At 37.8% G+C, this 15,125-nt stretch carries 8 protein-coding genes; all 8 read right to left on the reverse strand.

The features are described 5' to 3' along the window. Positions 1-44: 44 nt before the first annotated feature. Positions 45-299, reverse strand: coding sequence for a 3-hydroxyacyl-CoA dehydrogenase family protein (locus ACFJGY_RS10415; protein WP_379963606.1), 255 nt, complete (start codon positions 297-299; stop codon positions 45-47). A gap of 87 nt (positions 300-386) precedes the next feature. Then, positions 387-3,440 carry an efflux RND transporter permease subunit gene (locus ACFJGY_RS10420; protein ID WP_379963607.1) on the reverse strand — a complete coding sequence of 1,018 codons (3,054 nt, stop codon included), beginning with the start codon at positions 3,438-3,440 and terminating at the stop codon, positions 387-389. 2 nt (positions 3,441-3,442) lie between these two features. Beyond that, the gene (locus tag ACFJGY_RS10425) at positions 3,443-4,489 is read right to left on the reverse strand and encodes an efflux RND transporter periplasmic adaptor subunit (RefSeq protein ID WP_379963609.1); all 1,047 of its coding nucleotides are present in this window, start codon (positions 4,487-4,489) and stop codon (positions 3,443-3,445) included. 6 nt (positions 4,490-4,495) lie between these two features. Next, positions 4,496-5,821, reverse strand: coding sequence for a TolC family protein (locus ACFJGY_RS10430; protein ID WP_379963611.1), 1,326 nt, complete (start codon positions 5,819-5,821; stop codon positions 4,496-4,498). 87 nt (positions 5,822-5,908) lie between these two features. Continuing rightward, complete coding sequence (locus tag ACFJGY_RS10435; RefSeq protein ID WP_379963613.1) at positions 5,909-6,520, reverse strand: TetR/AcrR family transcriptional regulator; 612 nt, start codon at positions 6,518-6,520, stop codon at positions 5,909-5,911. 404 nt (positions 6,521-6,924) lie between these two features. Continuing rightward, a complete protein-coding gene (locus tag ACFJGY_RS10440; protein WP_379963615.1) occupies positions 6,925-9,969 on the reverse strand; it encodes a GEVED domain-containing protein in 3,045 nt (1,014 codons plus the stop codon). A 182-nt stretch (positions 9,970-10,151) separates the two neighbouring features. After that, complete coding sequence (locus tag ACFJGY_RS10445; RefSeq protein ID WP_379963617.1) at positions 10,152-13,307, reverse strand: Ig-like domain-containing protein; 3,156 nt, start codon at positions 13,305-13,307, stop codon at positions 10,152-10,154. 170 nt (positions 13,308-13,477) lie between these two features. Next, positions 13,478-14,881, reverse strand: a complete 1,404-nt coding sequence (locus ACFJGY_RS10450) for a hypothetical protein (protein ID WP_379963619.1) — start codon at positions 14,879-14,881, stop codon at positions 13,478-13,480. Positions 14,882-15,125 lie beyond the last annotated feature (244 nt).

Raw genomic sequence — 15,125 nt, forward strand, 5'->3', positions numbered from 1 at the left:
AACTGAAATTTAATTTTAGCTGTAGATATCTTAAAGATTTTACTTTAGGAAATCGGCATCTTGATAGGCTGGGTTTGGGTAGGTATAAAACCTTCCCCTGTCGTAATGCCGAGCTTGTTCTGATCTATAAAGTTTTGTTTAAGAAAATCCCTTCTCTCTTTCCAGATGTCCTCATCTGTCAGCTCTGCATAAGAATTGGTAACATTGTAAGCAGTTGTCATCCCCACAAGGTCTGCCATTGCCATTGGCTGTGCACCTAAAACACCAGATCCAAATACTGTAACACTTTTGATTTTCATAATATTATATTTTGCTTGTATTGATAATGATTTTTTAGTGAAGACATCGAAGTTAAATACTGAACTTTAATTCCATCTTTAGATTAATTATATTTTTTCATCCAGCTGCGGTGGGATTAATTTGTACATCACCGGTGTAACGATTCTCGACAAAATGGTTGAGCTGATTAAGCCTCCGATCAATACGATGGCTAACGGTGCGATCAGTGGATTTGGATTCAACGCTATAGGAAGAAGCCCGCAGATTGCAGTGATTGAAGTTAGCACCACAGGCAGGAAACGCGTTTCTCCGGCAATGTTTATCGCTTCATCGATGCTGTGGCCTTCAAGCCGTAACTGGTTGGTAAAGTCAACCAGTAGCAGTGAGTTTTTGACCTGAATTCCTGATAACCCAATAAACCCGATTATGGATACCAACGACATTGGATTTCCGGTAAGAAGCAAGAACACAACACCGCCTAAAATTCCAAGCGGGATTATGGACAGAACGATAATGATTCCTTTAAAGGTCTTAAACTGCAAGAGTAAAACGGCAACAAAAAGAAATGTACTTAAGATAATGACCGAAAGAAAATTCCCTCCCAAAGTATCGCCCTCTGATTCTGCTTCTCCTGAAAGTTTATAGGAGTATCCTTGAGGAAGTTTCATTTTATCCAGTTGTGGAACTATATCTTTTAGGATGTCGTTTGCCAGAACACCGTCCTTTGTGAGCGAGGTCACTTTGGCAAACCGCGATTTATTGAAATGGTTGATAGCTGTAGGAGATTTCTCAAAGCCGATGGTTGCTATCTGGTCAATCTGTACAGGCACCCCTTGAATGTTATTGACATATAAGTTTTTAAGTGCATCCAAATTTGAAAATTTTTCGCGGGGTAACGTAATAACTACATTTCTGGAATCACCACGGTCGTCAATATAATCGCCGACATTTAATCCGGCGACTGCCATACGGATAACCTTGTCGACATCACTGGTCATTACGCCCAATGTTCTTGCCTTTTCCTTATCAATCTTTATTTTAATATCTGATTTATAGACATTCAGTTCATTATTGATGTAAAATGTACCGGGATGTTTACGTAAAAGCTCTTCAACTTTAAAAGAAATTGATCTCAAGGTATCCTGATTGTCTCCGAACACTCTCACTACAATATTGGCTTCGATTGGTGTTCCTTGTTCAAAATCCTTAACTTCAATTCTTGCGTGGGGAAAATCTGCAAATTTATTTCGAAGCTTTTTTATTAATTCTGTTTTTGTGTCAGGGCCGGCCTCTTCGTCCATCTGGACAAATATTTGGGCAAAATCGGGTTTTATGTCCTGTTGATGTACGTTATAGTAGATCTGCGGATTCCCTTTACCTACATTGGAGGTGTAATAGGCAATCTCTTTTTCCTTTTTTAGTTCTTTTTCAATAAGCTTGGTGACACGGTCGCTTTCAGGAATATCAGCCTGTAACGGCATCTTGATATTTACCAGAAACATTGGCTTTTCAGAGGTGGGGAAGAGCTTGAAACCCGCCAGGGAAAATAGAAAGAACGCCAAAAGACTCAACCCGATAGAAATACCTATTGTTACCTTGGGCCATCTCAAAGCGACCGGCATAATGCCTTTATATGAGTAACTTAAAAAGTTTTGTAGATGTTTCAGGAAAAAATTACCTTCCCCATGTGTATGTGTCTTTAAGATCTTACTTCCTAAAAAGGGAACTAAGGTCAACGCCACAAGCATTGATGCCAGTACACTTGTCATAACCGCCATCGGAAGGCTTCGAATAAATTCACCTGCAATGTCGGGTAAGAAAGCCAGAGGCAGGAATGCAATGACCAGAGTGGCAGTACATCCCACTACAGCGACTCCAATCTGTTTGGTTCCTTTCAAGATGGCATCTTTTCTCGAATGGCCTTCACGGAGCCAGCGTTCAATATTTTCAACCACCACAATACTGTCATCAACTAAAAGTCCTAATGCGACTACCAATCCAACAATGCTAAGCTGATTGAGAGAATAACCTAGAAGATTCATCGTGATCAATCCCAAAGCGAGTGATAAGGGTATCGAGATCATCACAATAATGGATGCCCTGAATCCTAAAGGCAGTAATGTGATCACTACTAAAAGTATTGCTATCGCAAAGTCAATACCTAGATGCCCTAACCTTTTTGAAACCATATCTGCCTGATCAAAATTCTTGACCATCTTGATATTTTCCGGAAGTGTTTTATTAAATGCCTCCAATATTGGAACATATTCGTCTTTGACCTTGCTGATGTTGACATTGTCTTTCATTGCTGCAGTGACGAGAATACATCGGTTACCGTTGAGTCTTGTAATATGATTGACTGTGCCGTCTTTATAATTGACTTTTGCCACATCCTTCAGATAAACGATCTTGCCGTTGGCGTTGTAGATAACTGTATTGGAAACGTCTTCTACATTCTTGAATTTTCCGCTTGTCTTTACATTGAAGACCTTGCTGTCAAGATTGACACTGCCTCCAGGAATATCGGCAGCTTCACTTTGAAGGCTTCCCATTACCAGGTTCAATGGTATTTTTAGCTGAGCCAATTTATCGAGCTGCAGGTCAATTCTTATTTCCTGCTCAGGGATTCCGGCATATTTTACTTCCTTTAGATTGGTAATCTTTTCAAGCTGTGTTTTTAACTGATCGGCCTTATCCCGTAATGTTTTACCAGAAACAGTATTGGAAACCAAAGCCACCTGCAAAATCTTGACATCCGAAGAAGATATTTTTTCAGTTTTGATCAGATATATATCTTTAGGAAGTTCACTGTTCTTCAGTGCATTGATCTCTGTTGAGATTTCCTGGTACTTGTTGTCGACATCAACACCGTATTTGAACTTAACCTGTATGGCTGCGACACCATCTTCAACAGTGGTCAATATCTTATCAATATTTTCAAGTCCGTAAATTTTATTTTCTATAGGCTTTACAACCTGCTCCTCCATATCTTTTGGGCTTGTACCCGGATAAATGACAGTGATCAGATATTGTGGCGGATCTGTTGTCGGGTCCTCCGACCTGGGCATCGAAAATAAAGTAAGAACACCAACGACAGCAATCAGGACAAATATGATAAGCGTAAACTGATAGTTTTTAACAGAGAAATTCGTGATCTTCATAATTACTTGATGATTTTAATGATAGATTGTTCGTTGAGGTAGGCGCTGTTCGAAATGACGATCTTGTCAACTCCTAAAGGTTTTTCTTTTAGAAAGACATTCTTGTTGTCAAACTTTAAGATGCTTACCGGAACCTTTTTAACTCTGTTGTTACCCGCTGGTGTAAATATAAAGGCCTGTTCTCCATCAGCCTCTACAATGGCATTGTAAGGGACAACTATTGATTTCTCAGCCTGTTCTGTCCTTATTTCGGCTTTTCCAAACATTCCGACTGCAGGAATGATCTGGTCAAGACTCAATTTTAGTTCAATCTGAAATGATCCTATTTCCCTGTCCGCTGCCTGTAATTTTCTGAAAACGGTAGCTTCGAATGTATGGTCAGGATAACCGTCAAGTGTCACTTTTGCGGATTGTCCCATCTTGATTGCTGCCCATTCACGGTCGGTTACACCCACTTTTAAGAGGTAGCTGTTGCTCTTTTGAGTGGAGTTAGTTAAAAATACTGGCATTCCACCACTGATAATTTCGCCTTCATTGGCAATCTTCCTGGCAACAAATCCATCCGAAACAGCGTAAATCTTCGCATACCGCTCGTTGAAAGCGGTGGCTTGTTTTGATTTTTGTGCAACGTCAAGCGATGTCCTTGTATTCTGAAGCTGTTCCAGAGAAAAAACACTGTCTTTATAAAGGCTGTTTGCTCTGTTGTAGTCACGCTGCGCTTTAGCCACGTTGAGATCAGCCTGAGCCAGTCCTGCTGCTATTTCAGTTGTATTAAGTGTTGCCAGGAGCTGACCTCTTCGGAAGAACTGGCCTTCGCTAACAAATATTCTGCTGATGACACCACCAATTTTAAATGAATAATTGGCTTGGTCTTCGGTGCTTACAAGTCCTGTAGTCTGGATGGAGTTAGGAACTTCCTGCGATGAAAGGGATGATACTTTCACAGATATGATATCAGGCTGACCCATTGGATCTTTGTCAGGATGTTTCTCGCTGCAAGAGAATAATAAGAGTGCAAGCGCAATAAATGTTGTTTGAATTTTTTTCATAGGGTATTATTGTATGTTAAAACTAGCATTTGCTCGTTCAATTGCTGTGTAGGCTATCCACGTATCAAATAGTGTAATGTTAGATTTTAGTTGTGCATCTATCCATTGATTTTGAGCGTCCAAAAGCTCGATATAGATTGTGATTCCTTCCTTGTATAATTTTGCCATATCACTATAGTATATTTGGCTCGTTTTCAGCTGCGACTGTGCTGCGTTATATTGTGCGACCGCGCTTTCCATGTTGGCCTGACGCACTTTCAACTCTGTAAGAAGCTGTTCATGAATATAGTCGGTTTGAGATATGATGGCTTGATTTTCTGCAATGGACTGCTTGATCCGGAAGGTGTTTTTTCCTGAGGAGAAAATGTTCCACTCCAATGAAATGCCTAGCAAATAGTATCTGTTCTTTTGATTGAATTCCCAGTCAAAACCCTGTGAACCCAAATCCAGACTGGCTCCGATCTTGGGGATTAGATAAGACTTAGCAAGACCTGTCAGATCACTATTGATATTTTTTGCTATCTCAAGTTTAGATAGTTCTTCCCGCCTGGTGACATTGTCACTGAACAATTGTGAATCATCCGGCAACGTGTTAATATCATCAACCATAATGCTGTCTGTTAATGGGCGATTGAGAAGGAAATTGAAATAGTACCGCGCTGATTCTTCGGTTTTTTGTGAGGCAATAATGGAAGCATTGATCTTTGAAACTTCGTTTTGGCTTCTGATCAATGATGTCCGGTTTATCTTCCCAGTGTCAAATAGCTTTTTGTTGACTCTTTCTCCTTCGCTGACCAGCTTGAGATAGGACTGATAGATCTTTGTGGCGTTGGTCGCCTTAAGGTAATTGTAGTAGGCTGTTTTGATTTCCTTTACCAGTTCTCTTTTATAGAGGAGTATTTCAGTTTTCTGAAGATCGATTTGTTTAGACCTGATCTTTTTATTGTAACTCAGCTCTGCATTCAGTATAGGCTGGGTAATACGGAATTTGGCATCATAGAAATTGTCCGGATTGAGAAGGATACTTTGATTCTGAAGCTGCGGGAATGAATTGCTTCCCGTCATCTGATTAATAGTGGAGTAGACGTTATTTAAGAGATCGCCTGTCGGAAAGTCGATAGTACGCCCACCGTCAGCCTTCGTATACGTTGTAGAAAAAGCAATGTTAGGTAGAAACATACTTTTAGCTTCTCCAAGAGCATAGATACTTTTTTCAAGAATAAAAGACTGTTGTTTGATGCTTTGGTTGGATTCGATGCCTTGTTGAATGTAATTGTCAAGTGTACTTTGGGCATGAGTCAATTCTGTTGGAGAAAATAAAAAAATACTCAAGCAACAGAATAGGAATAGTTTTTTTTGATTCTTATTAATCATTGTATTAAATTTAAACAGTGTTCAATTTGTAGTTAAAAAAAAGGATTATCCTTTTTCTAGAAGTGAAACGAAACAGTCATAGCCCTTTTGCATTAATTCCTCATTTGTTTTATTTTCGAAACTAACGGTACGGTCCTTACAGAAAAGTGCACATATACCATGGACAGAAGACAGAATCATAAATGTAAAATACTCGGTATCCAGATCTTTAAATCTTCCATCATTCTGACATTCTTTGATAATTCCGGACAGATGATTGATCGCTTCTTTTGCAATTTGGAAACCTCCGTCTTCAGTTGAATTTGATGTTGATTCCTCAACAAGAAACATCAGGTTGTAATAATCTTTATTATCTTGTGCGAATTTTATAAAAACCTTACCTACCACTTTTAAACGTTCAAATGGATCTGCAACGCTGTCCAGCACTTTCAACTGATCAAGTAATAAGCGGAATCCCTCTTTATGAAGTTCGTGGAATATTTCGCTTTTATCCTTAAAATGAAAATAGAGTGTACCTGGACTGTAATCAATTTCGCTGGCTATATTGCGCATACTTGTATTTTCATAACCTTTCTCTAAGAAGATTTTACGCGCTCCATTTAAAATACGTTTACGCATTTCCAGCTTCTCTTTGTGTTTTCTGTCCGTTATGCTCATTAATATATAAGAGTTTAATCTATTTTTAAAGATAGCCAATCAATATATAGATTATTATCAATTGAATGGTCAGGATTTTAATTTATAAAAAATTACTTTGCAAATTTATTGAACACTGTTCAATTGCGCAAGTATTTTTTTAATTTATTTTGTTAATTGGGAATATATTGATTAAGAACTCAAAATATTCTATGGTATTTATTTTAAATTTATGACTTATTTTTTGAGGATCATTGTTGCCGTGCGGTCCTAATAAAGTTAGCAATTCCATTTTAAATTATTAAAATATCAAGAAAGTGATTACCATTTGCAGTATTAATTAAGAAAGTCAAATTTTTGGGCTATGATTGTAAAAAAGCCCACTCAATTAAGAGTGGACTCCTGATTAAAACAATTAAAAACTATTATTTTTTAATAACCTTGAAAGATTTTACGCTTCCATCGTTCAGTTGAATATTCACAATATATAATCCTCTTCTCAAGTTTCCTAGATCAATAGATTGGGAAGGTATAATATTTTTTATCTGTCTTCCTGTCATATCAGAGACTGAAATCGATTGAACATTTTTTATATCAGATACATTCAAATGATCCAAAAAAGGATTTGGATAAACGGAAATTTTGGATTTAACAGCCTCAGTTACTTGCAAGGTTTCATTTGGTAATACATTAAGTGTGTAATCTTCTGCCTGCCCGAAGTTTCTGGCTATGTTACAAGGATTTGTAAAATTGCTTGATGATAGTGGAGCGGAGTATGACCATTCTTTTTTGACACGCATTCTCGTTTGTCCCAGTTTGGCGTCGGAAGGAATAGCGATGTTTCCTACAGCTGTCTTACCATCTTCGCCAGTTGAATTGTCTATGAATAGAGACCCATCTCCAAAATACACTTCGCCAGCATCATTCAGGCTTCCATTCTGATTCCAGTCTACGAAAACAACAAAGTAGGATTTCTTTCCGTCATTGGCATCACTTTTTCCCGCGACAGATAATTCTGAAGTAGTTCCTGCTTTAACTTGTCCGGTAATATTGGTGAAATCCTGATATCCAGATGTTCCATTCAAAATGGCACTGCTGGAATTATTGATTCCTCCAAAGCTAATATTCGTGATAGGTTCAACAGTTGGGAATGACGGTGTACAGAATGCAAAATCGCTGGTGGAGAAAGTGATTTCCTGACATCCGGTCGCATCTCCGATATTGTTATTGGAAACTACTCTTAGATAATAGGTTTTATTCCTTTCCAGGTTTGCAACATAGGATAAGCCTGTGACAACAGCTCCATTGACAACTTCTGAACCTCCTGCGGTGCTTCCTAAGTATACTTTGTAATTTACTGCGTTATTGGCTGCTGTCCAGTTGATGGTTACAGGATTAGGTACTACACTGGTTGATGCGTTGGAAGGGACTGTGACCGTCGTACAATCTGGTGCAACTGTCGGCGCAGCATAAGTGAATTCGTACGCTCCCAAATCCGGCGTTGCAGTATTCCTTGTTGTGCCGATAAAGTCTATTGTATAACCGTCGATACTACTGCCTTTATTATCCAGAAGTTCGTTGGCCTGTGCGCTTCCGTTGATTTTAAGGAAATCTGCATCTGTTCCTGAAACTGAGATAAACTGTGGTAACAAACTGATAGAATTTGTTTCACGGGTTGATACTAAAGTTTTGAAATCTTCCAGGTTGTACTTTGTAGTTCCATTGAAATAAACAAAACCTGTTGCGCCAACTGCAAAATCATTGTTGTCGGATGTCATTGCATAATTTTCCAAATTAACTGCGGAACTTCTTCTGAAGGCGCTTGCAGTACCTGTTCCATTTGGAGTGGAAGTATTAACAATGATGTTGTTTCTGAGGCTAAGAGCGCCATTGGTTGCATTGACGTTATAGGCATGCAGTATTCCTGTGGAACTGAAATTTGCACCAGTCGATACGGCATTTAAATTCACTGTGTTGTAATAGACATTCAATTTAGAATTTGCTCCAGTTGCAGCAAGGTTGATTCCTGCCAAACTTACGCTTGTGCCATTTGCAGTAGGTGTTTTTAAATCAGAGATCAGATTATTAAATATGTTGGTCGTTGTATTGGCGGTTGTACCACCGACATAAACTCCGTAGGCATTTCCTCCATTTCCGTTCGAGACAATATCGCTGATCTTATTATTTGAAATATTGGTGGTAAGTGCTGTCCCGTTCACATAAATACCGCTTACATTGGAAAAGGAACCAAATGTTGATAAATTTCTGACGATATTATTGGTGATGTTGGAAAAAGAGCCTGTGGTAGAGGCATATAAACCTTGCACCGTATCCACACCATTTATTGAAATATCATTACCAGCAGCGCCGAGGGTTCCGTTTGCATTCTGAACATAAAGTCCGTACGCGGCACTTCCTCCATTGAAACTTGCTACAGAAACTTTTATGATGTTGTTGTTTGCTATCAAGTTCATTCCGGCAGAAGTTGCATAGATTCCATAATGCTGGGTCCCTACATTATTATCTGCATTTCCAAATGCATTAATTGTATTGTTATTAGTAATAAATGTGCCGTTTGTTCCAGAAACAAATATTCCGACAGTTCCTTTTCCATTCGGTGAAAAATTGATGGTGTTGTTGGATACATTCAAGTTATTTTGAGCAGTATTGTTGAAGCCGTAATTGTTCGTAACATAGGTGCCACCTGCAACGCCACCAATATCCGTCAGTATATTTCCGGTTGCTGTGGAAGATCCGCCAATATCATTTCCCTGATCAAACAGTGTGTAAGGAGAGGGCGCAAAACTGTAACCGGTGAACATAACAGCGGAGCCCAATGATTTTTCAATCGTATTGCTGTAGATCTTGTTATAGCTATGTGTACCTTCCGCCGAGGTAGGGTTAAGTGCTGTGCCTGTTGCAGTTTGGTGTGCAAAATAGATCCCGATCGCTGTGTTGTTAAAGTTTCTCAGGAATGTGATCTTGCTGTTTTTGATGGTGTTGTAATTACAACCATCCGTACCTGTTAGATTATAGAATGCAAATCCTCGTTCATTCAAAGTTAAAGCAGTTGTATTTGCTGCATTCTCTTTGAGATCGATGCCGTCCAATGTCAAATAATCTACACCTGAAAATTTGAAGATGGCGTCAACTGTTGTAGACGTTCCGGTATTTCCCGTGAACAGAGGATTGGCGCCTGTACCGCTTTTTTGTATGATCAACTGGTTTGTTTGCGATAAAGATGCATTCAAAACAGTACTTCCTAATAGATATCCGCTTACTGGAGCTGTCTCGTTGTAATCGGAAGGGATATTTATAATAACGCCTCCGGATGCAACTCCGTTAGTATTTAAATCTGTAAATGCTGCGGCCAGGGTAGGATAGTCTGTTCCTATGGTCTTTGTACCTGCCACCTGGGCAGTTGCAGACACTCCCAGTGCAACAAGAATTGTTTGTAAAGTTTTTTTCATAATTATTATAGTTAAAAAAGTTGCGAATTATTATATTCATTATAATAAATACTATTGGTAATGAATTTTTTAAATATATAGCGAATTAATTGGATATATCGTAATGATGAATTTGTTAAAAAAAGGCTGTCTAATAATTAGACAGCCTTCCTATCTTTCATTTTACTTTTAAGAGATATCTTTTATTTTTTGATTACTCGGAATGTTTTCGACTTACCATCTTCAAGAGAAGCTTTGAAAATGTAAACACCAGTTGGAAGTTTTTGAGTAGAAACTTTTCCATTGGTCACATTAGGCTTTAATTGATTTATTTTTTGCCCAGACATACCGAAGATTTCTATACTTTCTACTTTTTTACTAGAATTAAAGTTCAATTCATCCTTTACTGGATTTGGATAGAAATTGAAATCTTTATCAGATACTTCATTCGTACCAAGTATAGATGTACAAGTACCTTTTAATTCATAAACCAGATCACTTTCCGGATTGATTGAAGTCCAATTTCCATTGTTGAATACCATTGCTGGCTCACCGAGAGTGCTTGAAGATGCTTCATACCCGACAGCATCTGTGTCCATAACCATCCAATATTTTCCAGTCTCAAGTACCACTGGTTGATTCAGTTTTACTTCATATTTATGACCCCAATAAGGAAGACCATCCCATTGTCCGCCGGTTGTATCTTCTACGATTGAACTCCCCTGTACCAATATCTCTTCTCCCGGTTTACCATTATTGTCTTTGTGGAATGTGAAGGTAAAGCTTGTTGCAAAATTGATAGTTGTTGGTAATACTGAGTAAATAGTGAAACGTGTGTTTGTAGGTACGTCTATATCAACGGCAATTGTATTTGCAGCAGTAAAGCCAAATTCCCTGTTGTTCGATGGTACTTCCTGACCGCACGCATTAGGATATGACACATAAACTTCAATGGTATCATAATTGCCCGTAATCGGATCCGTTGCACGAACTCTGGCAGTACCGGCAAGCAAACCTGTAACCAAACCATTGGTATTTACAGACACGGTTCCGTTCCCATTATCGATTGTCCAGTTAACATTTGTAGTAATAGTTCCATTGATCTTAGCTTCTAACTGAACGGTTTGTCCAATCAATATCTGAGTGCTTGCACCAGCTACCGGTCTTACAACAAGTGGCATCGGCGTACAATTACCTACCACTGTATAAGATCCATTAAAACCGCCATTTGCTACAGCAACCCAGCCATTACCATCATTTCTTTCCTGAAAAAAGTCATTTCCTACACCTCCCTGTGTAGTTACATCCCAGTAAACCACAGATTCATCTTGCATAGTTGCTATAGGATTGATCCAATAAGTCCCTTCGTTAAATACAACAGGCTCAGGAAAATGCAATTCCACTTCAAATATCGCCAGACCAAAACCAAAATCACCAACACGTTTTTGTGAAGTCGGAACAATGTTCGTAACTGTAGAAATCGCTTGTCCAGGTTGACCATTACCCTTATTTTCTAAGAAACGGACGTCGAACGATGTAAGTGGTGATGTCTCTGATTTAATGACAACCAATTTTAGTTTTGACATTGAATAGCGGATTCCTTCAGGAATGATAAAGTCATCTGCACTTCTAAGCCTATCTTGACTAATGGTATATCCAAGTCCATCAATTGAAATGGCGTTCCCTTGTGTACATCCATTTGAAAAGACATCTACGCGGATCTCATCATATACTGTACCACCGGTATCTGTAGCTCTGATGATTGCAAAACCTTCAGATAAAGCAGTTACTTTACCATTAGCATCTATGCTCGCTACATTTGCTCCCTGTGTAACAGACCACGTAATATACTGGTCAGCTTCGGCAGGTAAAGTTTTTGATAGCAATTGCAGATTGCCCCCAACTGAATAGATTTCTGCCGGGACATTATTTAAAGTTGAGATCTGAACTGCAGTGGCAGCTACAGGACTATCCTGATTCGTGATCGTCACATCAATGATGTCAAAAACGGCAAAATTTATTGCAGATGTTGCTTTGACCTTTACAACTGCATTAGATGCAATTGCAGATATCAAACCAGTCTGACTCACTGTTGCGAAAGTACTACCACTGTCAATACTCCAAACCACATTTTGATTGGCATTAGAAGGATTTATAATTGAATTCAATTGCAAGGTACCCTTATCTACTGTGATAGTCGGCGGCACATTATTTTGTGTACTTATTTCCAAAGAAGTAGGTGCTACGACTGCAAGATTAAGTTTCTTGACAGATAGTTTCTGTAGTACGGAATCTGAAAATGCCAAATAAAGATCGCCAGCATTACTTACTGCAAGGGAGTTGAATGTACCTTGACCTTGAGAAGCAAATCCGGTACCTACTTGGCTCCAAGTATTACTCGTAGCATCATATCCCATCACATAGTTTCTGAGCATATCAGCATCCTCCCAGTTACTTACAGCGACATACACTTTATTATCCAAACCAATAGCAATGCTTGTATATTTTACTCTTCCTGGTGAAAAGTTTTGAGGACCTACCTGTGTCCAAGTTGTACCATCAAATTTTTTGACATTCAACTTGTTTCCTCCCGCAGTGTTGGAAGCGTATGCAACGAAAATATTGTTGTTCTTATCAACAGCAATTGAAGAAGTATAATCTTCAGTAGTTGGTGAAGGTGCAAGGTTTGCTATTCCTCCAGCCGGCTGCCAAACATCTGTAGCGGCTGCGTTTTGGTTATTCACATAAACGTGAAGGTTTCCGGCAGTATTGAAACTGACATAGATCTTGCCGTCAGTTGTAGAAACCATATCTACAAATGAAGGGAGACCTCCTGCGAAACCAGCATTACCTACTTGTTCCCACGCTCCATTTACAAATCTTTTAACGGTTCCGTTACCCTCATTGTTGACGGCAAAAAGTACATTATTTGATGTGATCGTAGAGGTGTTGAAATTGATCTGAGCGTTGGTAACATTTGGTAATTGAGTCCAGGCACCGTTTTGAAAAACTCTGGCTTGGTGACCAATTTCTGGTGAGTTAGATTGATTTAAGAAATAGGGAGTTCCATCAGTACCTAATGATAAGGAATTATATCCGGCAGCAGTACTTGTCATTCCTTGGCTACCTACATAAGACCAATTGGTTCCATCGAACTTTTGTACAGAACCTTTGACTACTGTTACGTCATGGTAACCTACATAGAGATTATCCTGAGAGTCATTCATCAGCGTCAGCCTCCCTGCAACGCCTGCTGAGATGCCTGCTGCATTTCCTACAGCTTCCCAAACTTGTGCCCGTGCATTATTAAAAATTAATAAGCAGAGCAACGAAGAAAAAATTAATAATGTTTTTTTCATAAAAAAAAAGTTGCTTTATAAAATTGTGAATAAATTGGCTATACTGCCATCACAAATGTAAAAACTGAAACTTAATTTTTATAAAAACATAATACTTCATCTGTTATCCAGTGAAAATAAAAATATACTCACTGGATACTCTATATTGAATATCAAGTAGTTGCACCTTGCTAATTAATTGAATTAAACCAATTATAAATATCCATCGAAGCAGGAATATTCAATCTTTTTCTTATCCTGTATTTCTTATTCTGGACAGTTCTGGTCTCGATAGAAGTGATTTTTGCTATGTCTTTTGTTGAAAGATCTAGCTTAAGCAGTGTACAAAATTCAATTTCAGATTTTTGAAGATCAGGATTAATTTTTAATAGTTTTTCAGAAAAATCTGGAAAGGTAAGCTCAAAAGTTATTAAGTATGCAGGATCGTTTTTTTTAGCTAATTCAACAAGAGCTAAATAAGACTCGGGAGAAATTTGAATTATTTTTTTCTTTCGTTTTTTATTTAAATAAATTACTAAGATAATGATCATTAAAATAATTATAGCTAAAATATATAACCATTTAAGTGAACCTTCTTTATCCTTTTTCTGATCTTCAACAACTACCTTTTGTAAGGAGTTATATTTGCTCTGTAATATTGATATTTCTAATTGTTTTAGTTTATTTTCAAATATAATAGCACTGTCTTTTTTACCATTTTTTTTATACAGATCAACAAGCGAAGAATAAACAAGTTTTTTATTCAGCTCCAAACCTATTTTGTCACTTACTTTTAGTGCTTTGTGATAATAATCAATAGCTTTTTCGGTACTTCCAGATTTCTTTAGCGCTTGACCAAGTAGAAAGTAGTTCATCATCATTATTCCGTCATCATCTTTGCCAGAGGGTTTTAGGCTGATAGATTTTAATGCGAAATATTTGGCAGAGTCAGAGTTATAATCGGCGTATACACTAGCTATATTAGAATAATTTACATACTGAAACTGATCAATTTCCTGATCATTTTTAAGCGCGCTGTAACTTTTTATGATTTCCCGTAACTTTTGCACTGCTTTTTTTGGTTCACCTTTATCGGAATAAACATTTGCATAGCTATTGAGAACATTGGCTTTTGCCAAAAAAATCTTTTTTTTTCCGCTGCGATCACTATTTAAAACTGTGTAAGCTTTGTCTAAGTAACCAATAGCACGATCGTAAAGTCCGTTGACAGAATAAGCTTCCGCCAGATATATATTGGACATTCCCTGAAAATAATTATCATTAACTGCTAAAGACTTTTTATCAAGTTCCTCAGCGGTGATGATCAGGTCATCCATTTGCTCTTTGCCATAAAAATATCTGCATTTTCTGTCCAAAAGTATGAGTTCGGCTGAATAATTTTTTTGGTCCACAGCACTTTTTAATAAAGTATTGATCTGAGCGTACGCCTTATCCATATTTTCATTAAAAAGCACTCCATTTTTGTTCACTTGATCTTTTAGTGAAGTAGGATTCTGACTGTAAAAAAATAATACATTCCCCATGAAAAAGAGGATAATTATAGTCTTACAAAAATATTTTGGTACCGTTATCATTCTTCAAATTTATTAAGAATATCTCATCTACTGAAGTTACTAAGTAAATATTTTATAAAGTTGGAGTCAATTTTATAAAATACGGGACTGAACAATTTAGTAAGCAAATGAAGAAGTATAGATGAGAGAAAAGCGCCGAAGAGAAAAGATTTGATCATAGTCGAATTAAAAGGTTGTAAAGAATGGGCCAAAGATAAGGTATAGGCTGTAATAATGTTTGGTAATGATTATTTAATCTGATGAT

It is taken from the genome of Epilithonimonas sp. UC225_85, assembly GCF_042695135.1.
Taxonomy (GTDB): domain Bacteria; phylum Bacteroidota; class Bacteroidia; order Flavobacteriales; family Weeksellaceae; genus Epilithonimonas.

Bases quoted from the DNA above. Each gene is read 5' to 3' on its own strand.
- ACFJGY_RS10445 (WP_379963617.1), bottom strand. From the start codon at position 13,307: ATGAAAAAAACATTATTAATTTTTTCTTCGTTGCTCTGCTTATTAATT.
- ACFJGY_RS10435 (WP_379963613.1), bottom strand. From the start codon at position 6,520: ATGAGCATAACGGACAGAAAACACAAAGAGAAGCTGGAAATGCGTAAA.
- ACFJGY_RS10450 (WP_379963619.1), bottom strand. From the start codon at position 14,881: ATGATAACGGTACCAAAATATTTTTGTAAGACTATAATTATCCTCTTT.
- ACFJGY_RS10440 (WP_379963615.1), bottom strand. From the start codon at position 9,969: ATGAAAAAAACTTTACAAACAATTCTTGTTGCACTGGGAGTGTCTGCA.
- ACFJGY_RS10415 (WP_379963606.1), bottom strand. From the start codon at position 299: ATGAAAATCAAAAGTGTTACAGTATTTGGATCTGGTGTTTTAGGTGCA.
- ACFJGY_RS10425 (WP_379963609.1), bottom strand. From the start codon at position 4,489: ATGAAAAAAATTCAAACAACATTTATTGCGCTTGCACTCTTATTATTC.
- ACFJGY_RS10420 (WP_379963607.1), bottom strand. From the start codon at position 3,440: ATGAAGATCACGAATTTCTCTGTTAAAAACTATCAGTTTACGCTTATC.